Origin of the sequence: Paracoccus sp. S-4012, from assembly GCF_009674885.1 — a bacterium.
Lineage (GTDB): Bacteria > Pseudomonadota > Alphaproteobacteria > Rhodobacterales > Rhodobacteraceae > Paracoccus.
Window position 1 is genome coordinate 1 of record NZ_WKKA01000010.1, and the last position, 21,189, is coordinate 21,189.

Below are 21,189 nucleotides of genomic sequence, written 5' to 3' on the forward strand. Positions count from 1 at the left end.
AGCCCAGCGGCTCGTTCACCGAGCCCGACAGAGCCCTAGATACCCCACAGGATCGAACCCTGATCAGCAAAACCTATTCACTTCAACAGCATAGTTAGATGGGTGCAATGAAACAGGATTGTAGTCGGCCACCCAGCTGGCGACGATGCGGCGGGCCTGATCGAGGCCGAAGAACAGCGTCTCGTTCAAGAGTTCGTCCCGCATCTTCGAGTTGAACGCCTCGCAGATGCCGTTCTGCATGGGCTTGCCGGGCGCGATGAAGTGCCAGGACACGCCGGTCTCTTCGCTCCAGGCCAGCATCGCCTTCGAGTTGAACTCGGTCCCATGATCGCCGACGATCAGGCCTGGCTTGGCCCGCGCCGGGCGATCAGAGCCGTCAGCTCCCGCGCGACGCGACGCCCCGAGATCGAGGTGTCGACCACGGCGGCGAGGCATTCCTTCGTCACGTCGTCGATCACGTTGAAGATCCGGAACCGGCGGCCCTGGGCGAACTGGTCGTGGATCGAGCCATGAGCCGCCACTGGTCCGAGGCCCATGGCGAGGGTCGACCGACCAGCGTGCGTTCGGCACGGCCACCGTCAGCAGCGGTGCCCGGGTGCCGGTCGCCTTCTTCCGTCCTCGCCGCCTGCGCACCGACAGGCCTTCCTCCCGGTAGAGCCGCTGGGTCTTCTTGCGGTTCACGACATGTCCCTCGCGCCTGAGCAGAACGTGCAGCCGAAGGTCACCGAACCGGCGGCGCTCGGACGCCAGGGCCCGCAGGCGCTCGCGCAGTTCGTCATCGTCGGGGCGTCGGCTGCGGTAGCGGACGGACGTCCGATCCGCGCCGATCACGGCACACGCCCGCCGCTCGCTCATCTCGTGGCACTCCACGAGTGTCGCGACGGCTTCGCGCCTGGCAGCGGGCGTCACCACTTTCGCGAGGGGAGATCCCTCAGCGCAGCCTGATCGAGCAGCGACTCCGCCAGGAGCCGTTTGAGCCGGGCGTTCTCATCCTCGAGCGCCTTCAGCCGCTTCGCGTCAGACACCTCCATGCCGCCGAACCTGGCCTTCCACGCGTAGAACGTGGCGCTGCTGATCCCGTGACGACGGCAGAGCTCCGCCGTCTTCGCCCCGGCTTCCTGCTCGCGCAAGATCCCGATGACCTGCTCCTCGGTGAACTTCGATCTCTTCATGGTCCGGTCCTCTCGTTGGGCCGGACTCTAGCGTCAGATGGAGGAGTTCTCGGGGGTCACAGCAACCTCCTGATCCACCCACCGCGGGGAGATCGGCCGCCAACGCTCCGACCGGGCTGAGGGCGCGCTCGCTCGTGAAGCAGGCGCGCGACGTACGGCAGATCACCGCCGCCTTCGGCCACCATCCTCTCTGCAACCAGGTTCTCGGCCGCCGCGCGACCTTGGCGAACGAGACCTGCATCGCGAACGGCGACTTCCCGCATCTGCGTGCATTCTACGCAGGAGAAGTGTGACATGGCGGACGGCTGCGGAGCGCACGTTTTCCGCACCGCGCCGCGATGGAGGTCGGCACGCGCGTTCGCAGCAGTTGTCCGGCGGCGAGGCCTCGGCCGCACGGTGCGTGGTCGTCGCCCTGACGGCCCTGCTACCTGCGTCATCTTGCCCCGACCCGACCTTCAGCTTTGCCGAAACGCTGTCCGCATGCGTATCCTGAGGCGGGGATACCGCGCCCCGCATCGGGGCCGACGCTCCCCATCGATCGCCGGACCATTCGGCAGCGCGAGAGGAGCAACACGTCATGAACCATCGGTCCCGTATTTCGTGGCGCAGGACGATCATCGGCCTCTGTTCAGTGCCGTTCATCGCCCTTGCCGCGGCCCATGTTCCCGCATCCGCCCAGCAGCCCGCGACGGGGGTGTCGCCCTCAACGGCGGTCGGGCAGCCGCCCGCTGCAGGGCAGGGGCTGATGATCCCTGCCGAGCGCATCCCCTATTTCCACGACTGGGCCAGTTCGCCCCACGCGAAGGCCGACGCGCGGGCTTTCACCAACTGGAACGAGGTAGGCGAGATCCCCGAGACCTGCGCGCGCTGCCATTCGACGCCCGGCTTCCTCGACTATATCGGCGCCGATGGCAGCGCGCCTGGCGTGGTGGATCGCAAGGCGCCCACCGGCTCGGTCATCGCCTGCGGCGCCTGCCACAACGACACCGTCCGGCAGATGGCCGCGGTGACCTTCCCCTCGACCCTGCGGGTGGAGGACCTGGGCGCGAACGCGCGCTGCATGACCTGCCACCAGGGCCGGACCGCCGGCGCGACCGTCACCGCAGCCGTTCTGGGACACGGTGAGGACACGGTCGTCCCCGAACTCGAATTCATCAACATCCATTACCGCGCCGCCGGGGCGACGCTGATGGGCACCATGGCGCGCGGCGGTTACGAATACGGGGGGCTGCCCTACGCCTCGCAGCGGCGTCACCCGGAGCCGTTCAACACCTGCACCACATGCCACGAGTTGCACACCGTCGCGCCAAAGAGCGAACCCTGCGCCGCCTGCCACGAGGGCGTGACGAACCGCGAGTCGCTCGTCTCGATCCGCAAGAGCCTGGTGGACCATGACGGCAACGGCGACATCGTCGAGGGGATCGCGGCCGAGGTCGCAAACCTGCACGGCCGCCTGCTCTCCGCGATCCAGACCTACGCGCGGGACGTCGCGGGGGCGTCGATCGGCTACCACCCCCATGCGCATCCGTATTTCTTCAACGACGTCGATGACGACGGTGCGCTGTCCGAAGAGGAGGCGAAGATGCCCAACAAATATGCCTCATGGACGCCGCGCCTGCTGAAGGCGGCCTACAACTACCAGTTCGTCGGCAAGGATCCGGGCGCCTATGCCCACAACGCACCTTACGTCATCCAGCTGATGCACGACTCGCTGGCTGATCTGTCGGAGGCGAACGTGACGGATCTGACGCGGCCGTGATCCCCGGATGCGGGCGACGGCAGCCGCCGATTGGCGCCGCTCTCCGCCCCCGTCCGACCCGACCCATGGCTTCAAGACCGCCGCGCTGAGCATGACCGTGATGAGTTCCTGAACGAGAGAGGTGCGCCATGACCGTCACCCGCATCGCCGCCGTGGTCGCGGTCGTCTTCGGGCTGTTGACCATTCTGTCGGGTGGCCGCGCCCTGTTCGGCGGGGCCGACATGGGCGCGGTGGTGGGGTTCGTTCTGGTGTTCAACTTTCTCGCCGGCTTTGCCTATGTGGCGGCGGGCGCGGGGCTGTGGCTGGGGCGGTCCTGGGCGCCACCGCTGGCTATCGCGATCCTGCTTGCGACGTTGATGGTCTTTGCCGCCTTCGGCTGGCACGTTGTCAGCGGCGGCGCCTATGAACGGCGCACCGTCGGGGCGATGACCCTGCGGACCCTCGTCTGGGCAGTCATCACCGCCGTCGCGTTCCGGACAACGCGCCGGTGAGCGAGGTGCCCGACCTGCCGCTGCGCGTTGCCCCCACGCCCGAGGCGGTGCCCCCCGCGTCCCGGCGCGGGCGCTGGCGCTGGCTGCTGCTGCTGCTGTTGGTTCCGCTGCTGGTGCTGACCGGGGCGGTGGTCGGGATGTATTTCCAGCCTCCGGGCCTGCGGCTGGTCTTCGACCGCACCGGCCTCGTCCCCGGCGCGGGGTCCAGCGCGCCGATCGCGCTGCCGCCCGGGATCGAGCTGCCCCCGGCCGTTGTCGCCACCATCGTGCCCAACGATGTCGTCGGCCTTGCCCGGCTGATGCCGCGCGGCGATGTCATCACCGTCGCGCCCCCGTATGGCGCCGGCGACGCGCGCATCGCCACCCTGCCGGTGGCCGAGGGCGACCGCGTCGCCGAGGGTCAGATTGTCGCCACGCTGGACAACCTGCCGTTTCTGGAAAGCGCGCTGCTGACCGCGCGGGCCGAGGTCGCGGTGCGCGAGGCCGGGCTGGTCCAGACCCGCGCGGCGGTCGCGGCCTCGCGCGACGAGGCGCAGGCGGGGCTGGATCAGGCCCGCTCGGCGGCGACCGAGGCGCAAGCCGACTTTGAGCGCACGCTCGCGCTGTCGCGGCGCGGCGTCGCCACCCAGACGGCGCAGGAGCGGGCCGAGGCCGACCGCAACCAGGCCGCGCTGGCTGTCGCCAAGGCCGAGGCGACGCTGAGCCGCTTTGCCGCGGGCGAGGACCAGCCGGACGTGATCGTGGCCAGCCGCAACCTCGACGCGGCGCGCGCGGCGCTGCGCCGGGCCGAGGCCGATCTGGCCCGCGCCGCGGTGCGGGCGCCCGTCTCGGGCACGATCCTGACGCTGGACGCCCGCCCCGGCGAACGCCCGCCCGCCTCCGGCATCCTGACGATGGGCGACACGGACCGGATGATGGCCGAGGTCGAGATCTATCAGGACCGCATCGCCCGCGTCGCGCCGGGCCAGCCGGTCGAGTTGATGGCGATCGCGATCGGCCAATCGCTGCACGGCACGGTCTCGCGCATCGGCCTGACCGTCGGGCGGCAGGGGCTGCTGCCGGACGACATCGCGGCCAACACCGACGCCCGCGTCGTGCGGGTCGAGGTCGAGCTCGACCCCCGCAGCAGCGCGGTGGCGGCACGGTATACAAACCTCGAGGTCGTGGCGCGGATCAGGACCGACGCCGACCCGTCCGGCGGAGCGGCGGCGGACGGATGACCCGGTTGCTGACCCGCCTGCTGGGCCGCCTTCCGATCGGATGGCTGCAACTGACCCACAGCCGCGCCCGGATGATCGCGGCGCTGGCCGGGGTCGCCTTCGCCAATGTGCTGGTCTTCGTCCAGCTGGCAATCATGGGGTCGATGTCGATCGCCACCGGGCGCCCCTATGATTTCTTCGAGGCGGGAATCATGATCTCGGCGGCCGACGCGGATTCGCTGAGCGACGGCAACAACGTCGCGCGCCAATGGCTGTTCCAGGCGCTGGTTCACCCCGATGTGACGGCCGGCGCGCCGCTGTTCGTGGGCAACGTCACGCTGCAGCGCGCGGGCAGCACCATGACGCTGACCGCCTTCGGGGTCGATCCGACCCAGCCCGCCTTCCTCGAACCCGCGCTGCGCCCCGCGGCCGGACTGCTGACGCTGCCCGACGCCGGGATCATCGACCGTCTCACGCGCGGGCTGATGCCTGACGAGGCGGCGGCGATCAGCCCCGACGCGCCGGCCGATTTTGAGATCCGCGGCCGCACCCTGACTATGTATGACGGCTTCGACGGCGGAGGCGGGTTCGGCGTCGATGGATACCTGATCGTGTCAGACCAGACGTTCCTGAAGATCGTGCAGAACCGGCAAAGCGCCGCGCCCGACCATGTGCTCCTGGCGCTGACGCCGGGGGCGGACGCGGCGCGCGTCTCGGCCGAGCTGCGACAGCTCGTTTCGGACAAGTCGCTGCGCATCCGCCCCTATGCCCAGGCGCGCGCGGACGACATCGCCTATCAGCAGACCCAGAGGCCGACCGGCATCATCTTCGGCTTCGGCGTGGTGATCGGCATCCTCGTCGGGCTGGTCATCGTCTATCAGGTGCTGTCCACGGACGTTGCCGACCACATCCGCGAATATGCGACCTTCAAGGCCATGGGCTATCGCCAGCGCTTCCTGCTTGGGATCGTGCTGGAGGAGGCGCTGATCCTCGCCACGCTGGGGGCGCTGCCGGGCTATCTGGTCGCCCGCCTCCTGATCGGCGGGATGCGGCGGGCGACGAACCTGCCGCTGGAACTCGGCGTCACGACGGCCGCGAGCGTGTTCGTTGGCACGATCGTCGCCTGTGCGCTGTCCGGCGCGTTGGCCACGCGGCGATTGGCGGCCGCCGATCCGGCCGATCTGTTCTGAGCCGATGACGGATACCGGACCCGCCATCGTCGCCTCCAGGCTGAACCACTGGTTCGGCCGCGGCGAGGCGAGGAAGCAGGCGATCTACGGTGTCGACCTGAACGTCGCCCGCGGCAGCCTGACGGTGCTGATGGGGCCGTCAGGGTCGGGCAAGACGACGCTGCTGACGCTGATAGGCTGCCTGCGCGAGGTGCAGGAGGGATCGGTTCGCCTGCTGGGGCAGGAACTGGCGGATGCCCCCGAACGCCGCCTCGTCGCGCTGCGCCGCCGGCTCGGCTTCATCTTCCAGGCCCACAACCTGCATGAAAGCCTGACCGCTCGGCAGAACGTGCTGATGGGGCTGCAGGTGAAGCCGCTTCGCGACCGCACCGCCGACAGCGCCACTGCCGCGCATGTCCTCGGCCTGCTGGGGCTGTCGGACCGGCTGGACTATCTGCCCGCGAACCTGTCGGGCGGGCAGAAGCAGCGCGTGGCCATCGCCCGCGCCATTGTGGGCAACCCCGACGTCGTCTTCGCCGACGAGCCGACCGCGGCGCTGGACCGCGACAGCGGCGTAAACGTGGTCGAACTGCTCAGGCGGATGGGCCGGGCGCGGGGGACGACGACCGTGATGGTGACGCACGACAACCGCATCCTCGAACTGGCCGACCGCATCGTGACGCTGGAGGACGGACGCATCGTCGGCGACACATCGCCCTGAGGGGCTGAACCGCGAACCTCGGTCCTCACCCTTCGAATGCTCGCAGATGCGGAAACCTTCCCTCAGCTATGTATGCCTCCTCCGCAGCGGTTGATTGCCGGCCGAGTGCCTTATTGCGGTGCGGGTGGCGCCCGAAGGCCGCGATCACCTTCCGCACCTCATGAGCCTGCGTCACGAGCGACAGGTATATCGGCTGCAGTTCTGCCGGAGCTTGCGTGGCGATGTCCTCGCGGAGCCCGATGAGCAAATCCAGACGCTCCAGATGATCCGGACCTTCGCAGTGACCCAGCGGCAGGCCGAAGACGATCCTGAGCCACGGGCTGGCGAGAGCCGCGTAATGGCCGTTCTCCATGCCATCCATCACCAGCGTCAGCGCTGCACGATCCTGCGCGAAGACGCGGGGCTCGCCGCGCCAGAGCGAACGGGAAAACTGGTCGAGCACGATGATGAGCGCGAGCCTGCCTTCGGCATTGCTCGCCCAGTGATCGAGATTGCCCTTGGCCCCCTCGGCTGTGAGATCGGAAAATCGGGCGATGATCTCGCTGTCGGCCCCGCCGCGCATTCGCCAGAACCACTGTTCTCGATGAGTGTCGGCGTCAAGGTTGGAGGTGCTCTGCTCTGGAAACCAGAATTCGAGAACTTCCTTCCATGCACGCGCGTCAGATTTCTCGTTCATGTTGGCACCTCGTGGAAAACCTGCTTCGTCCAGATCGAAAAAGGAGTCCGGTAGTCTCGCAGAGACGTGAATCAGCCCCCGCGCGTCAGCGCGGGGACTCGTAGCTTGAACTGTCGCTCAGCTTCGCGCCGCGACGGTCGCTGACCCGGCAGCCGCTCGTCCCGTGCGGCTGGTGCCCGGCCGGTATCTTGCCGGCACCCGCAGCAGCCGCATGCCGTTGGCGATCACGATCAGCACCGAGAGCTGGTGGACGAGCATCCCGCCGGCCATATGGACATGCCCGCTGAAGACTCCGGCGAGCAGCCCGGCCACCGTCAGAAGCGCGATCACCAGGTTCTGGCGCATGTTGCCGAGCGTCGCGCGCGAGATCGCCATCGCCTCGGGGATCTTGCCCAGATCGTCCTGCAGCAGCGCAATGTCGGCGGTCTCGATCGCCACATCGCTGCCGGCGGCGCCCATGGCGATGCTGGTGTCGGCCGCGGCGAGCGCCGGGGCGTCGTTGATGCCGTCGCCGACCATCGCAACATGGGCGCCCGCTGCCTTCATCTCGCGGATCAGCGCCAGCTTGTCCTCCGGCATCAACCCCGCATGGACCTCGTCGATGCCGACGTCGCGGGCTATGGCCTCGGCCGCGCCGTGCTGGTCGCCGGTCAGCATGACCACGCGGCGGATGCCGATCTCGCGCAGGCGGGCGATAGCCTCCGCCGCGCCCTCGCGGGCCATGTCGGACATGCCCAGCAGCCCGATCAGCCGCCCGTCCACCGCCACCAGGATCGGCGTCTGCCCGGCCGAGAGCAGGCGCTTCAGCCCGGCCTCCCCATCGGCGCCCAAGGGGATGCCGAGCTTCTCCATCAGGCGGCGGTTGCCGGCGGCGACCTCGCGCCCGTCGATGCGCGCGCTGATGCCCATGCCGGCGTGCTCGTCCAGCGTCTCGGGCGTGGGCAGCGGCCCCTGCTTGCGACCGGCCTCGACGATGGGGCGGCCGAGCGGGTGGTCCGAGCCGGCCTCGGCGGTCGCGGCAAGCCGCAGCAACTTGTCTTCCGTGCCGTCCAGCGCGATCACGCTTGCCAGACGCGGCTTGCCTTCGGTCAGCGTCCCGGTCTTGTCGAGGGCGATCGTGTCGATCCGGCCCGCGCTTTCCAGGTGCTGGCCGCCCTTGATCAGGATGCCGCTGCGCGCGGCCCGGCCGATCCCGGCGACGATCGACACCGGCGTCGAGATCACCAGCGCGCCAGGGCAGCCGACCACCAGCAGCGTCAGCGCCAGCCGGATGTCCTGCGTGAAGGCGAACGCCACGACTGCGAGCCCGATGATCGCAGGCGTATACCATTGCGCGAAACGCTCGATCATCCGCTGGCTGGGGGCTTTCTCCTCCTGCGCCTCCTCGACGCGCTGGATGATGCGGGCGAGCGTGGTGTCGGCGCCGACATTGGTGGCGCGAATGCGCAGCAACCCGTTCTCAGCGATGGTCCCGGCATGGACGCGCGAACCCGGCGCCTTCTCGGCGGGCATCGGCTCGCCGGTGATGGCGGCCTCGCTGACTGCGGCGGTGCCCTCGGTCACTTCGCCGTCCACCGGGATGCGCTGGCCGGCCTTGACCAGCACGGTTTCACCCAACTGAACCGTGTGGGCCGGGATCTCGATGGGTTCGCCCTCGCGCAGCACCGTCGCGGTGGCGGGTGCGGCGTCGAGCAGTTCCTTCAGCGCGCCGCGGGTCTGGCCCATGGTCCGCATCTCCAGCCAGGCACCGAGCATGAAGAGGAAGGTGACGGCGGCCGCCTCCCAGTATTCGCCGATCACCAGCGCACCCGCGGCGGCGATCGTCACCAGCAGCTCGATGCTCAGATGCCTGACCTTCAGCGCGCGCCAGGCCCGAACAGCGATGTCCGAGCCGGCCAGAAGTGCCGCGGCCACCATCAGCCCGGACCACAGGCCGATCATGCCGAAGCCGTAACGCGCGATCAGCCCGGCCGCGATCAGCATGCCGCTGCCGGCGGTCAGCCACAGGCGCCGCCGCGCCGGGCGCGCAAAGGTGGCCTTCATGTTTGCAGATAGTCGTTCCATCTCATTCATCCTTCTCATCCAGACAGCAGACCGCCGCGCCGGGTCGCGGCGCGGCGGGTCGGGATGCGGTCAGAAGGCCGAGGGGCGCGCCTCGTAGCCGGTGCCGCGGATCGCCTGCACCAGCGCCTCCACGTCCGACTGCGCAGGATCGTGCTCGACCTCGATCCTGCCGGTGTTGAAGCGCACCTCGGCCTTCTCGACGCCGGGCAGACCACGCAGGGCCTTCTCGATCTTCGGCACGCAGGACGGGCAGGACAGTTCGTCACTGCGAAGAACGGTTTTCTGGGTCATGGTCGTTTCCTTTCGACATTCGGCGGGGCTCGTCCCTACCTTCAGCCAATGACCTATGACTTCCGTCCGAGGTTGCGATTGGGGAAACCCGAAAGCTGCCCTTGCAGGAACGCACAGCCGCTGCCTTGGCCATTGCTTCAACTGCCAGCTATGTTGCATGTCACGGCGGAGCGATCCGCGAAATCCGAAAGGCGACATTGCATGGATGCACGGATCGACAACTGGGACGACCTGCGCCTGTTTCTGGCGGTGGCGCGCGCGGGCACGCTGTCCGGGGCCGCGCGGGAGATCGGCGTGAACCATTCGACCGTCTTCCGGCGGATCGGCGCGTTCGAGGAAGCCCTTGGCGTCCGCCTCTTCGACCGGCTGCCGAACGGCTACGCCCTGACCGCGGCGGGCGAGGCGATGCAGGAGAGCGCGCTCCGCGTGGAGGCGGAGATCGCCGCCCTCGACCGCCGGGTTACCGGGCAGGACCTGCGGCTGAGCGGGGTGGTGCGGATCACCACCGTGGACATGCTGGCGCAGGGCCTGCTGCCGCGGCACCTGCTGGCCTTTCTCCGCGCCTATCCGGGCATCGAGGTCGAGCTGACCGTCGGCAACGCCACGCTGAACCTGACGCGGCGCGAGGCCGACGTGGCGCTGCGGGTCGGCAATCAGCCGCCCGAGACGCTCGTCGGCCGCCGGGTGGGGCGGCTGGCCTTCGCGGTCTATGGAGCGGCCGCGGCCGAGGCGACGGCGCCGCTGACCGAGCAGCCGTGGATCGGCTTCGACGCCGAACACGCGCCGCTCGTGCGCGCATTCTCCGAGTTCCTGCCCGGCGTCCGTCCCGCGTTCCGCGTCAACTCGGTGGCCGCCGCCATCGCCGCCGCCAGGGCCGGCATCGGCCTCGCTACCCTGCCGTGCGGGATTGCGGACCTCGATCCCGGGTTGACGCGGGTCGCGCCGCTGCCCGAGAGCTTCACGCTCGACCTGTGGCTGCTGACCCACGAGGACCTGCGCCGGACCGCGCGCATCCGCGCCTTCCTCGACTTCATGGCCGAGGCGCTGGCGCAGGAGGCGCCGCTGCTCGAAGGCGCCGCCTGAAGCGGGGCGTGAGCAACCGCGATGTGCCTGAGCGTTCCGACCTGAGCGGGGTTCCCCTGGTTATCCCGAGCGGACAGAAGTCGCAGGGGCATGCCCGCCGCGCGAAGGAAGCTCGTGAAGCGGAGCACGGCCGGGGACTGCGCGCGTGGGCGCGGTCCGCCGGATCGGGTCCGACAGCAGGCGCAGCCCGTTCAGCACTACCAGCACGGTGCCGCCCTCATGGCCGATCACGGCCAGCGGCAGCGGCAGGTCGAAGAACAGCCCTCCCGTCACCAGCAGCAGCATGGCGCCGATGGCGAAGGTCAGGTTCTGGCGGATGATCCTCGCCGTGCGTCGCGACAGGCGGCGGGCGGCCGCAAGCCGCTCCAGATCCTCCGACAGCAGCGCCACGTCCGCGGCCTGCAGGGCCACGTCCGAGCCCGCAGCGCCCATCGCGATCCCGACATCGGCGCGGGCCAGCGCCGCGGCATCGTTCACTCCGTCCCCGACGAAGGCGACGCGGCCGTGATCGGCCAGCGCCGCCACGGCCCGCACCTTGTCCTCGGGCAGCATGTCGGCCTCGATCTCGTCCGGCGCGAGGCCCAGTTCCGACCCGATCCTCAGCGCGACCGGACGGCGGTCGCCGGTCATCATGACGATCCGCTTCACGCCGCCGGCGCGCAGCGCCGCAAGGGCGGGCGCGGCGCTGGCCCTTGCCTTGTCCGCGACGGCGGCCGCGCCCAGCACCTGCTGCCTGCGGCCCAGATAGACGACGGTCTGCGCGCCCGAATCCAGCGCCGCCAAAGCCGGGTGGCGGAGGTCCGCGCCCATCTCCGCGGCGAGATAGGGGTTGCCGGCCCAGAGCGTGCCGTGGTCGTCCCGGCCGACGATCCCCTTGCCCGCGCGGCTGGTGACTTCCGCGATCTCCGCGCCCTCGACGCCGCGAGCCACGGCCGCGCGCCGGATTGCGGCGGCGATGTGGTGCTCGGACTGCGCCTCGAGCCCCGCCATAAGCGACAGGAATCCGTCCTCGTCGCCGTCCAGCGCCACGATCTGCGTGACCGTGGCATCGCCCGTGGTGAGCGTGCCGGTTTTGTCGAAGGCGAAGGTCTCGACGGCGGCGAGGGTCTCCAGCGCGGCGCCGCCCTTGAACAGCACGCCCCCGCGTGCCGCCGCCGACAGCGCCGAAAGGATCGCCGCCGGAACCGAGATGACGATGGCGCAGGGGCTCGCCGCGACCAGCAGCGTCGCGGCCTTGTAAAGCGCCCCGTCCCAGCCGTGCCCCAGCCAGTGGAAGACGGCAAAGGCCAGCACCGCGCCGACCAGCACCGCGATCGTGTAGCGCTGGCCGAACCAGGCGCTGAACCGTTCGGACGGGGCCTTGGCCGCCTGCGCCTCGGTCACCAGCCGGATCATGCGGGCGATGGTGCTGTCGCCGATCGTCCGGGTGACGACGACCTCGAGGATGCCTTCGAGGTTGACAGTGCCCTCGAACACCGGATCGCCCGGCGACTTGGAGACCGGCATGGATTCGCCTGTGATATGGGCCTCGTCGATGCCGCCGCGGCCTTCGGCGATCCTGCCATCCGCCGGGACGCGGGCGCCGGGGCGCAGGATCACCGTGTCGCCCACCGCCAGGTCGGCGGCGGCAACCTCCGCGACGGTGCCGTCCGGTCCCTTGCGGAAAGCGGTTTCCGGGCGCAGCGCCATCAGCGCCTCGATGGCGCGGCGGGCACGGCCGAGCGCGCGGGATTCGAGGGTGCCTGCGACGCTGAACAGCGTCAGCAGGACCGCGCCCTCATAGGGCGCGCCGACCGCGGCCGCGGCGACGGCGGCAACAACCATCAGCAGGTCGATGTCCAGCACGTGCTCGCGCCACAGCGCCGTCAGCGCGCGCCGTGCGGCGGGCAGTCCGCCGGCCAGATAGACGAGGACCAGCCCCGGCGTCACCAGAGAGCCCAGCCGCCCGCCGCCCAGCCAGAGCCCCGCCGATGCCAGCGCCAGCCCCAGCACCGCCGCGAGCGACAGAGCCAACGAGAGATCGAACGACGAGAGACGTTTCACACCGGGATCCTTTCAGATTGCATCTTACTTAGTCTCGATGCGGTTTGTCGCGAACTTGGCTTCGAACCCGTCCGCCCGTCCGGTCGCCGGCGAGGTCAACTCCAGCCGGCCGTCCGTGCCCGTGGCGATCGCCTCGACGATGGCAAGCCCCAGCCCGCTGCCCTGCGCATCCGTCGCGCCGCGCTCGAAGGGTCGCGACACGCGCGCGAGTTGCTCGGGCGGAACCACCGGTCCCGCGTTGACCACACGGAGCACGCCGTCTGGCGAAAGCGAAACCCGCACGGTGGCGTCCTGTGCGCCATGCCGCATGGCGTTCTCGATCAGGTTGCGGGCGAGGATCGCGAAGGCGTCCGGGTCGATGGGCGCAATCACTGCAGCGTCCGGTAGCGACACTTCGAGCCGGCCGCCCGCGTCACGCCCCATGTCGGCCACCAGAATCCGCAGGATCGGTGCGATATCGACCGGCGTTTCCGCTTGCAGCCTGCCACCCTCGGCACGGGCAAGCTGCATCAGCTTTTCCGACAGCCGCGCCAGCCGCTGCAGGGCGGCCTCGACCTGGCGGGCGCGGCTGCGGGTGTCCTCGTCGGGCGCCTCGACGATCAGCCGCTGCACCTGCGCCAGCGCACCGGCGACGGGGGTTCGCAACTCGTGCGCCGAGTTGGCGGTAAAGCTGCGCTCGGCCTCCAGTGCGCGGCGCAGGCGGTCCAGTAGAAGGTTCACCGCGCGCGCGTTGGGCTGGAACTCCGAGGGGAGGCCCTCGGCCGGAATCGGCGACAGATCGCCCCCGCCGCGGGCTTCGATCCCCGCCCGAAAGCGCCGGATGGGCGCCATGGCGGCGCGGACGGCGGCCCAGACGCCGAACAGGCTGGCCGGGACGATCAATGTCAACGGCAGCGCCAGCCCGATCAGCGCCTCCCGCGCGACGTCCCAGCGATGGGCCAGCGGCTCAGCGACGGAGATGGTGATCGTGCCCCGAAGGGCGGCGTCGGAATAGACGCGATGCGTGGCGGTGTCGGCAAAGCCTATCCCCGAGAAGGGAGGGAAAACCCCCAGATCGGCCCGGTGCGAACGCAGAAGCACCTGGCCCTCCGCGTCTCTCACCACGTAGGTGAAATACTCGTCATGCTCGCGCAGGGTGGCCACGCCCTGGTCGGGGCTGTCATCCTCCTCGCGCCCGATGATGTCGCGCACCGCCAACGGCAGCAGGCGCTGGCCCGCTTCCTCGAGGGCGCTGTCGAAGACCTCGTCCATCTCGTGGCGCAGATGCACCGCGGTCCATGCCGCCGCGACGGCCCAGAGCAGAACCGCTCCAAGGGTGAGCCACAGCGACAGCCGCCCCTGAAGACTCGCCGGTCCTCTCACCGCCCGTCCCCGAGCCGGTAGCCGACCCCGCGCACGGTCTCGACCACGCCTGCGCCCAGCTTCTTGCGCAGGCGGCTGACATGGACCTCGATGGTGTTGCTCTCGACCTCCGAGCCGAAGGCATAGAGGCGATCCTCAAGCTGGGCTTTCGAGATCACCTGTCCGGGCCGCTGCACGAAGGCCTCGAACAGCGCCCATTCACGCGCCGTCAGATCGACGCGGCGGCCGGCGCGCAGCACCGTCCGGGCGGCCAGATCGACCTGCAACTCACCGAGATCGACCAGCGGATTGGGATTGCCGCTGTAGCGCCGCGCCACTGCGGCCAGCCGAGCGGAAAGCTCGGCCAGGTCGAAGGGCTTGGTCAGGTAATCGTCGGCGCCCGCGTTCAGCCCCTCGATCCGGTCCGAGATCTGGTCGAGCGCGGTCAGGATGATCACCGGCGTCACGTCGCCGCGCCGCCGCAGGCCGCGCAGGAAGGCGATGCCGCGTCCGTCGGGCAGCATCAGGTCCAGCAGGATCAGGTCGTAGGGCGCCGCATCCAGATGCTCGGCCGCGCGGTCCAGCCGCCCGACCCAGTCGGCCGAATGCCCGTCGGCGGCGATGTGGTCGCGCACCGCCGCCCCCAGGATGGTGTCGTCCTCGACCAGAAGGATCCGCATGAAGTCCCCTTGCTGAAGCCTGCCTGCTGCCCCGCAAGCCTCGCTGCCCAACCTGTCGGCAGCCTGAAGCGGCGGTGCCGCGCGCTTAAGCTGGCCGTCAGGAACACGTGCGATCACTTGCGGCAGATGATGCCTGAACAAGGACAAAGGGCAAATGCGATGAAAAAGCACATGCTGCTGGGTGCCCTGCTTGCTGCCTTCGGCATCGCAGGCGCGGCCCATGCCGATGATGATGACTGCCAGGTGCCGATGGAGCGGTGGCAGCCGCGGGAGGCGGTGCAGGACGCAGTCAAGGCGCGCGGCTGGCAGGTCGGTCGGATCAAGATCGACGATGGCTGCTATGAGGTCAGGGGTAACGATGCGCAGGGCGCGGCGTTCAAGGCCAAGCTCGACCCCGCGACCCTCGAGGTCGTCGAGATGAAGCGCAAGGACCGGCGCGGCGAGGGCCGGGATGATGACGATGACGATGACGATGACCACGGGCCGCGTCAGGCGCGCGAGCGTGGTCAGGGCGCCCCGCTGACGGCACCACCCGCCAACCTGCCCCCGCCCGGCGGGCTCCTCGGCAACGGCACGCCGCCGGCGGTCGTCGTGAGATGAGCCCGCAATCGCCGCTGCACCACCCCGCAACCCCCGCCCCGCCGGAGACGACGCCATGACCGAAACCATCGCTCGCTATCCGAAGGCGCTCGCCGCCATCCACTGGGCGACCGCGGCCGCCGTGCTGGGCGCGTGGGCCACGGCCGAGGGCGGCCGGGAAGTGGTCCAGAACCCGCCGCTTCTGCATTTCACGCTGGGAATCGCAGTGCTGGCCCTCGTCCTGCCGCGGCTCGTGCTGCGCCTGATGGGCGGCGGTGCGCAGCCTGACCATCGTTCGCGCGCCCTTACGGTCGTTGCTGGGGCGGCGCACGGGCTGCTCTATGGGCTGCTGGTCGCGCTGCCGATCACCGGCTGGTATGTCGCCTCGCAGATGGGGGTTCAGGTGCAGCTCCTCGGTCTGCACCTTCCCGCCCTGACCGCCCCGATCCAAGGGCGGCCCGGCGCAATCGCCGAGTTCCACGAAAGCGCTGGCAGCATCATCCTGCTGCTCGCCGGGCTGCACGCGCTTGCGGCGATCTGGCACCAGTTCGTCCTGCGCGACGGAACCCTGCGGCGGATGAGCCTGCGCTGAGTTCACAAAATCCCGAAAGCGCCGGCCCGGCCCCGAAAAGGCCGGGCCTTTTCGTTGCTGACGGCAAGCTGACGGATCTTTTTATGCCGGTTCAGCGACTCGTCAGGCTCGGGGCGCAGATTCGCACCATCCGATAACCGCAACACAGGAGTAATTAGCGATGAAACGGATGCTTGCGACCCTTGCCCTGCTGGCCGTTCTGCCTGCTGGCGCCGCCCTTGCCGACGACGACTGCCGGGTCTCGCCCGAACAGATGCAGTCCTGGGAAGCCGTGGCGCAGCTCGCCACCGACTACGGCTGGACCATCACCTCCACGGAGCTGGATGACGGCTGTTACGAGGTCCACGTGACCGATGTCGGCGGCAACACGATCGAAGCCAAGATCGACCCGGCAACCCTCGATGTCATCAAGGCGGAGCTCGAAGAGTTCGCCGGCGAAGCTCCGGCGCCCGCCGCGCCCGCCACGTCCCCGGCGAACTGAACCTGCTTCTCCGGGCGCCCGCCCCACGAGGGAGGGCGCCGGGAAATGCCGGACCGCATGCCCTCGAAAGGAACCCGACCATGAAGCCTCTTGCTGCCATCCTCGCCCTCTCCACCGCGCTGACGCTTCCCGGCCTCGCGCTGGCGCGGCCCATCACGCTGACCACCACGCTGAACAACTACGGCGGCGACGGCGCCTATCTCGCGCTCTATGTCACCGACGCGCAGGGCGCCTATGTCGGCAGCCTGTGGATGGCCGGCGAGAAGTCGAAATACTACGATTCCCTCTCGGGCTGGTATCGCATGACCGGCGGCGACACCCGGCAGGTCGACGGCATCACCGGCGCCAGCGTCGGCGCGGGCCGCACGCTGGAAATCACACTCGATCTCGCCGACGCGCTGTTCGACGCGGGCTACACGCTGCATGTCGATGCCGCGGTCGAGGAGATGCGGGACAGCCCGAACGAGGTCGAACTGCCGCTTACCACAGCCGGGGCGAGCGCCACCGGCTCGCGCTACATCGCCAGCGTTTCGTACAAGTAAGGCACCAAGATGATCCGCGCATTCCATCGCTGGCCGGGCATCCTTGCGACGCTGCTGCTGACCGTGCTGGCGCTGTCCGGGGCGATCCTGTCTGTCTACCCCGCGGCCGAGCGGCTGGCGGCCCCGCAAGCCGGGGCGGAGCTTTCCGTGGCGGATCTGGCAGCCTCCGTCGCCGCCAGCCATCCGGGGCTGGAACAGATCCGGCGTTCCCCTTCGGAGCAGATCACCGCTTACTGGTTCGACGGCGGCACCCCGCGGGCGGCGGTGATCGACCCGGCGACCGGGCTGGATGCCGCCTCGGCCGATCCCGACGTGGTAAGGCGCTGGCTGACCAACCTGCACCGCTCGCTGTTTCTGGGCGACGCCGGGCGCATCGTCGCAGCCGTTGGCGCGGGCGCGATGCTGCTGCTGGCGCTCTCGGGCGCGGCGCTGGTCGCGCGCCGCACGGGCGGCTGGCGGCGGTGGTTCGCGCCGCTGCGCGGTCCTCTGGCCGGGCGCGCGCACGTGGAGATCGCGCGGATCGCCGTGGTCGGCCTCGTGCTGTCCTCGGCCACGGCGCTGTGGATGTCAGCCTCGACCTTCGATCTGCTGCCCGACGGCGCCGCCAACCCCGCCTTTCCGGCCAAGGCCAGCGGTCAGACGGGAACGAGCCTTGCGACGGTGAGCGCCTTGCAACTTCCGGCGGCCAGCCTGCGCAGCCTGTCGCTGGCCGATCCGAATGATCCGGCCGATGTCCACACGCTCAAGACCGACCAGGGCACCGGCTATCTGGATCAGGGAACCGGCGCGCTGCTCGCCTGGGCCGATCTGTCTGTGTGGCAGCGGGTGTCAGAAACCATTTTCATGCTGCACACCGGCCAAGGGGCGGCTGTGCTGGGCCTGGTGCTGGGCCTGATGGCGTTGGGCGTGCCGGCGATGGCCGGAACCGGAGTGTTCCTGTGGCTCTCCTCATCCCGCGCACGACCCCGCATCCGCGGCAATGCGCCGCCCCGGCAAGCCGAGACAGTCGTGCTTGTCGGCAGCGAGGGCGGCTCGACCCGGGGCTTCGCGGCAACGCTGCATGCGGCGCTAAGCGAGGCGGGGCAGCGAGTCCATGTCGCGCCGATGACCGGCTTCGACCCAACGCGCTATCCGCAGGCCGCACGGTTCATCATCCTGGCCGCGACCTATGGCGAAGGCTGCGCCCCGGCTTCTGCCAACGGCTTCCTCGACTGGCTGCGGCGCATCGACCGCGCGCCCGATGCGCCGCTCGCGGTGCTGGGCTTCGGCGACCGCAGCTTTCCGGCCTTCTGCGCCTATGCCGAGGAAGTCGCCGCCACCGCCGATGCGAAGGGCTGGCCGCAGCTTCTTGCCTTCGACACCATCGACCGCCAGTCGCCGCAGGAGTTCGCCCGCTGGGGACGCGCGGTTGGCGCGGCACTCGGGATCGAACTGGACCTCGTCCACCAGCCGGTGACGCCCGCAACCGAAGCCCTCTCGCTGCTCTCGCGCCGCGATTATGGCGCCGAGGTGCAGGCTCCGACCGCGATCCTGCGCTTCGCGCGGCCGAGGCTCTCGCCGTGGAAGCGGCTCGCCGGGCAGGGATTTGCGCGCTGGCAGGCGGGCGATCTGCTGGGCATCATGCCCGAAGGCTCGTCCGTGCCGCGCTTCTATTCGCTCGCCTCAGGCTCGCGCGACGGTTTCATCGAGATCGTGGTGCGGAAGCAGCCCGGCGGCCTCTGCTCGGGGCAGCTTGCGGAACTGGAGCCGTGCGGCACCGTGCAGGCCTTCCTGCGTCGCAATCCGGCGTTCCATGCGGGCCGGGGCCGCGCGCCGCTGATCCTGATCGGCGCGGGCACCGGGATCGGGCCGCTCGCGGGCTTCATCCGTGGCAATGCCCGCCGCCGCCCGGTGCACCTGTTCTTCGGGATGCGGCACCCGGACAGCGATTTCCTCTATCGCGAGGAACTGGCGGACTGGCAGGGGGCAGGACGCCTCTCCCGCCTTTTCACCGCCAGTTCACGCGGCGAGCGGCCACACTATGTCCGGGACGCCCTGCGGAACGAGGCACCCGAGGTCGCGCGGCTGGTCGGCATGGGCGCGCGGGTGATGGTCTGCGGCGGGCGCGGAATGGCCGCGGGCGTCAGCGCCGCGCTCGCCGACATCCTCCTGCCCGCGGGGCTGACGCCCGCGCTGCTGAAAGCCGAGGGACGCTATGTCGAAGACATCTACTGACCTGACGCGCCACGCGCTGAACGGCCCCACCATGGGCACCCGCTGGTCGGCCGTGTTCTTCGCGGATGGCATCGACCCGGCCCCTGTGCAGCACGCGCTGCAGGCAGCGGTGGACGAAATCGACGCGCAGATGTCCACCTGGCGGCCCGACAGTGACCTGATGCGCTTGAACGCAGCGCCGGTCGGCGAATGGGCGCCCGTGCCTGCGCATCTTATGACCGTGCTGCGGCTGGGGCTGGAGGTCGGCCGCGCCTCGGGCGGGGCGTTCGACATCGGCATGGGCGACGCTGTGGCGGCGTGGGGCTTCGGCCCCGCGGCGGCGGACGCAGACTGCATCCGGCTGGCGCTGTCCGCCCCGCGTCGACCCGCGTACGAGGTGCTGGAGCTTGACCCCTCTGCCTGCCGCGCGCGGAAAGCCGCGCCGGTGACGCTCGACCTGAACGGCATCGCCAAGGGCTACGGCGTGGACCGGCTCGCCGAGACCCTGCGCGGCGCCCGCATCGACTCGGCCTTGGTCGGCATCGACGGCGAGATGCGCGCTTTTGGCTCGCGGCCGGACGGGCAGGCGTGGGCCGTGGCCGTCGAAACGCCCGATCCGCACCGCCGCGCGGCGCATTCAGTGCTGGTCCTGCGCGATGCCGCCGTCGCGACCACGGGCGATTACCGGCACCGGGTCCGGGCAGGAGAGCGGGACCTGTCCCATACCATGAATCCTCGGCGCGGCGCACCTTTGCTCGACCCGCCCGCCTCCGTCACCGTCGTCGCACGAACCTGTGCCGCGGCCGACGCCTGGGCGAGCGCGCTGATGGTGCTGGGCGAGGTGGAGGGCGCCGCATTGGCCCGCCGCCTCGGCCTCGATGCGGTGTTCCTCCTGCGTGAGGCGGAGGGCATCCGGTCGCTGGCGACAGGGCACCTGTTCGGCGCGCCGGTCAGGGCGGACGAGCCCCGCGTCCCTGTGCATCGGTGCAAGTCAACCTTGCCTGGTTCGCCAATTCCTCGGCATCGGCGGACACCCTATTCTTTAATCATGCAAGCACCGGCAGCCGCCGGCTCATAATGAAAACAGGAGACAAGCCATGCAATATCGCAAGTCGCTCGCCACCCTCGCCCTGTCCGTGGCCCTCACCCTGGGGACCGTCCCCGGGCTCGCCGCAGCCCAGACCCATGACCACGGGAATGGTGCCGCAACCATCGAACTCACCCTGAACGAAGGGGCCAGATGGCAGGGTGACGAGAACATGCGCAAGGGCATGGACGCGATCCGCGCCACGATGGCGGCGAACCTGGACGCGATCCATGACGACACGCTGGCCGCCGACGCCGCGAAGGAGATTGCGGCCGAGGCTCAGGCGCAGGTCGATTTCATGGTCGAGAACTGCGTGCTCGCCCCCGAGGTGGATGAGCAGTTCCATCTGGTGCTGGGGCATGTCCTGGAGGGCATCTCGGAGCTGGAATCCGGCGACGCGCCGCGCGACGGGGCCGTAAAGATCGTCGAGACGCTGAACGCCTATGGCGAGCATTTCGAGCATCCGGGCTGGGAGCCGCTGGCCTGACCACCACAGAGCACAAGGTCGGCCGGGTTCAGTTTCCGGCCGGCTGCGCCTGCGCGCCCAGCAGGCGCTTCACCGCAGCGGCAGGGACGTCGCCCTCGGCTCTCACCCTGATCGCCGCGCTCGTCTCGCAGCCCGCGTAGCGCTCCCGGATCGCCGCTGCCAGCTCTGCCCGCGCCGCCATGCTGATCTTTCCCGCCATCGCCTCGCCGCCCGCGACCGCCCATCGATGCGGGTCGCCGGACCATCACATGCCGGGCATCCTTCGGTCACGTTCCATGCGAGGCAATGCGGCGGTCCAGATCCTGATGTCGTTTGACACCGAGCCTCCGAGCGTGATCGACGTCAGCGTTTTCCGGTCACCAGCTACGGAGTCTTACTGTCCCAGCCCTCCGGAGTATCCACGGAGAAAACCTGGAAGCGACGGGAGGTCGTGTCGCGAATGTGGTGGAATCTCCCTGGCGGCTCGCTCCGGATATGTAACGTTGGCTGCGATCAGGCCGCGAGGTCAAGAGGTAGCGGCTCGAGGGAGGCGTGATCTC

21 protein-coding genes and 1 pseudogene are annotated in these 21,189 nt (G+C 69.7%); 14 read left to right on the forward strand and 8 right to left on the reverse strand.

Annotation, left to right across the window (positions count from 1 at the left end; translation table 11 throughout):
• Positions 1-63: 63 nt before the first annotated feature.
• Positions 64-1,172: pseudogene (locus tag GI374_RS13005) on the reverse strand (IS3 family transposase).
• Between the two features lie 134 nt (positions 1,173-1,306).
• Here GI374_RS13005 and GI374_RS13010 point away from each other — a divergent pair.
• The 6 genes from GI374_RS13010 (at position 1,307) to GI374_RS13035 (ending at position 6,511) form a co-directional block, all read left to right on the forward strand.
• The gene (locus tag GI374_RS13010; protein ID WP_154337510.1) at positions 1,307-1,465 is read left to right on the forward strand and encodes a hypothetical protein; all 159 of its coding nucleotides are present in this window, start codon (positions 1,307-1,309) and stop codon (positions 1,463-1,465) included.
• A 284-nt stretch (positions 1,466-1,749) separates the two neighbouring features.
• A complete protein-coding gene (locus GI374_RS13015) occupies positions 1,750-2,931 on the forward strand; it encodes a cytochrome c3 family protein (protein WP_229583223.1) in 1,182 nt (393 codons plus the stop codon).
• 128 nt (positions 2,932-3,059) lie between these two features.
• Entirely contained in the window at positions 3,060-3,422 is a 363-nt protein-coding gene (locus GI374_RS13020; protein ID WP_154337511.1) for a hypothetical protein, read from the forward strand.
• The gene (locus GI374_RS13025) at positions 3,419-4,642 is read left to right on the forward strand and encodes an HlyD family efflux transporter periplasmic adaptor subunit (RefSeq protein WP_154337512.1); all 1,224 of its coding nucleotides are present in this window, start codon (positions 3,419-3,421) and stop codon (positions 4,640-4,642) included. Before GI374_RS13020 ends, GI374_RS13025 begins: the two co-directional genes overlap by 4 nt.
• Positions 4,639-5,811 (forward strand): FtsX-like permease family protein, encoded by a 1,173-nt coding sequence (locus GI374_RS13030; protein WP_154337513.1) that lies wholly within the window; start codon positions 4,639-4,641, stop codon positions 5,809-5,811. Before GI374_RS13025 ends, GI374_RS13030 begins: the two co-directional genes overlap by 4 nt.
• Positions 5,812-5,815: 4 nt before the next feature.
• Positions 5,816-6,511, forward strand: a complete 696-nt coding sequence (locus GI374_RS13035; protein WP_154337514.1) for an ATP-binding cassette domain-containing protein — start codon at positions 5,816-5,818, stop codon at positions 6,509-6,511.
• Between the two features lie 25 nt (positions 6,512-6,536).
• Here the strand turns inward: GI374_RS13035 and GI374_RS13040 are convergent, their stop codons facing one another.
• From GI374_RS13040 to GI374_RS13050, 3 genes are all read right to left on the reverse strand, one after another.
• A complete protein-coding gene (locus GI374_RS13040) occupies positions 6,537-7,187 on the reverse strand; it encodes a DUF924 family protein (protein WP_154337515.1) in 651 nt (216 codons plus the stop codon).
• A gap of 117 nt (positions 7,188-7,304) precedes the next feature.
• Positions 7,305-9,251 carry a cation-translocating P-type ATPase gene (locus tag GI374_RS13045; protein WP_195759922.1) on the reverse strand — a complete coding sequence of 649 codons (1,947 nt, stop codon included), beginning with the start codon at positions 9,249-9,251 and terminating at the stop codon, positions 7,305-7,307.
• A gap of 69 nt (positions 9,252-9,320) precedes the next feature.
• On the reverse strand, positions 9,321-9,542 hold the full coding sequence (locus tag GI374_RS13050) for a heavy-metal-associated domain-containing protein (protein WP_154337516.1): 222 nt from the start codon (positions 9,540-9,542) through the stop codon (positions 9,321-9,323).
• A gap of 201 nt (positions 9,543-9,743) precedes the next feature.
• Here GI374_RS13050 and GI374_RS13055 point away from each other — a divergent pair, with 201 nt between their 5' ends.
• Positions 9,744-10,625, forward strand: a complete 882-nt coding sequence (locus GI374_RS13055; RefSeq protein WP_154337517.1) for a LysR family transcriptional regulator — start codon at positions 9,744-9,746, stop codon at positions 10,623-10,625.
• 60 nt (positions 10,626-10,685) lie between these two features.
• Here GI374_RS13055 and GI374_RS13060 read toward each other — a convergent pair whose 3' ends face one another.
• Genes GI374_RS13060 through GI374_RS13070 form a run of 3 tightly spaced genes read right to left on the reverse strand, consistent with a single transcriptional unit; the run spans position 10,686 to position 14,689 of the window.
• On the reverse strand, positions 10,686-12,668 hold the full coding sequence (locus GI374_RS13060) for a heavy metal translocating P-type ATPase (protein WP_370515339.1): 1,983 nt from the start codon (positions 12,666-12,668) through the stop codon (positions 10,686-10,688).
• Positions 12,669-12,692: 24 nt separating this feature from the next.
• Entirely contained in the window at positions 12,693-14,030 is a 1,338-nt protein-coding gene (locus GI374_RS13065) for a sensor histidine kinase (RefSeq protein ID WP_370515340.1), read from the reverse strand.
• The gene (locus GI374_RS13070) at positions 14,027-14,689 is read right to left on the reverse strand and encodes a response regulator transcription factor (protein WP_154337518.1); all 663 of its coding nucleotides are present in this window, start codon (positions 14,687-14,689) and stop codon (positions 14,027-14,029) included. Before GI374_RS13070 ends, GI374_RS13065 begins: the two co-directional genes overlap by 4 nt.
• A 9-nt stretch (positions 14,690-14,698) precedes the next feature.
• Here GI374_RS13070 and GI374_RS13075 point away from each other — a divergent pair, with 9 nt between their 5' ends.
• The 7 genes from GI374_RS13075 (at position 14,699) to GI374_RS13105 (ending at position 20,650) form a co-directional block, all read left to right on the forward strand.
• Positions 14,699-15,289 carry a PepSY domain-containing protein gene (locus GI374_RS13075; RefSeq protein WP_229583225.1) on the forward strand — a complete coding sequence of 197 codons (591 nt, stop codon included), beginning with the start codon at positions 14,699-14,701 and terminating at the stop codon, positions 15,287-15,289.
• Between the two features lie 55 nt (positions 15,290-15,344).
• The gene (locus tag GI374_RS13080; protein ID WP_154337519.1) at positions 15,345-15,860 is read left to right on the forward strand and encodes a cytochrome b; all 516 of its coding nucleotides are present in this window, start codon (positions 15,345-15,347) and stop codon (positions 15,858-15,860) included.
• A 160-nt stretch (positions 15,861-16,020) separates the two neighbouring features.
• Positions 16,021-16,341, forward strand: coding sequence for a PepSY domain-containing protein (locus GI374_RS13085; protein ID WP_154337520.1), 321 nt, complete (start codon positions 16,021-16,023; stop codon positions 16,339-16,341).
• A gap of 80 nt (positions 16,342-16,421) precedes the next feature.
• Positions 16,422-16,883 (forward strand): DUF2271 domain-containing protein, encoded by a 462-nt coding sequence (locus GI374_RS13090; RefSeq protein ID WP_154337521.1) that lies wholly within the window; start codon positions 16,422-16,424, stop codon positions 16,881-16,883.
• A gap of 9 nt (positions 16,884-16,892) precedes the next feature.
• Positions 16,893-19,097: a PepSY domain-containing protein gene (locus tag GI374_RS13095; protein WP_154337522.1), complete on the forward strand. Its 2,205-nt coding sequence runs from the start codon at positions 16,893-16,895 to the stop codon at positions 19,095-19,097.
• Positions 19,078-20,154, forward strand: a complete 1,077-nt coding sequence (locus GI374_RS13100; RefSeq protein ID WP_154337523.1) for an FAD:protein FMN transferase — start codon at positions 19,078-19,080, stop codon at positions 20,152-20,154. The genes GI374_RS13095 and GI374_RS13100 overlap by 20 nt, the downstream gene beginning before the upstream one ends.
• Before the next feature lie 19 nt (positions 20,155-20,173).
• Complete coding sequence (locus tag GI374_RS13105) at positions 20,174-20,650, forward strand: hypothetical protein (RefSeq protein WP_154337524.1); 477 nt, start codon at positions 20,174-20,176, stop codon at positions 20,648-20,650.
• A 28-nt stretch (positions 20,651-20,678) separates the two neighbouring features.
• Here the strand turns inward: GI374_RS13105 and GI374_RS13110 are convergent, their stop codons facing one another.
• A complete protein-coding gene (locus tag GI374_RS13110) occupies positions 20,679-20,849 on the reverse strand; it encodes a DUF411 domain-containing protein (RefSeq protein ID WP_154337525.1) in 171 nt (56 codons plus the stop codon).
• Between the last annotated feature and the right edge of the window lie 340 nt (positions 20,850-21,189).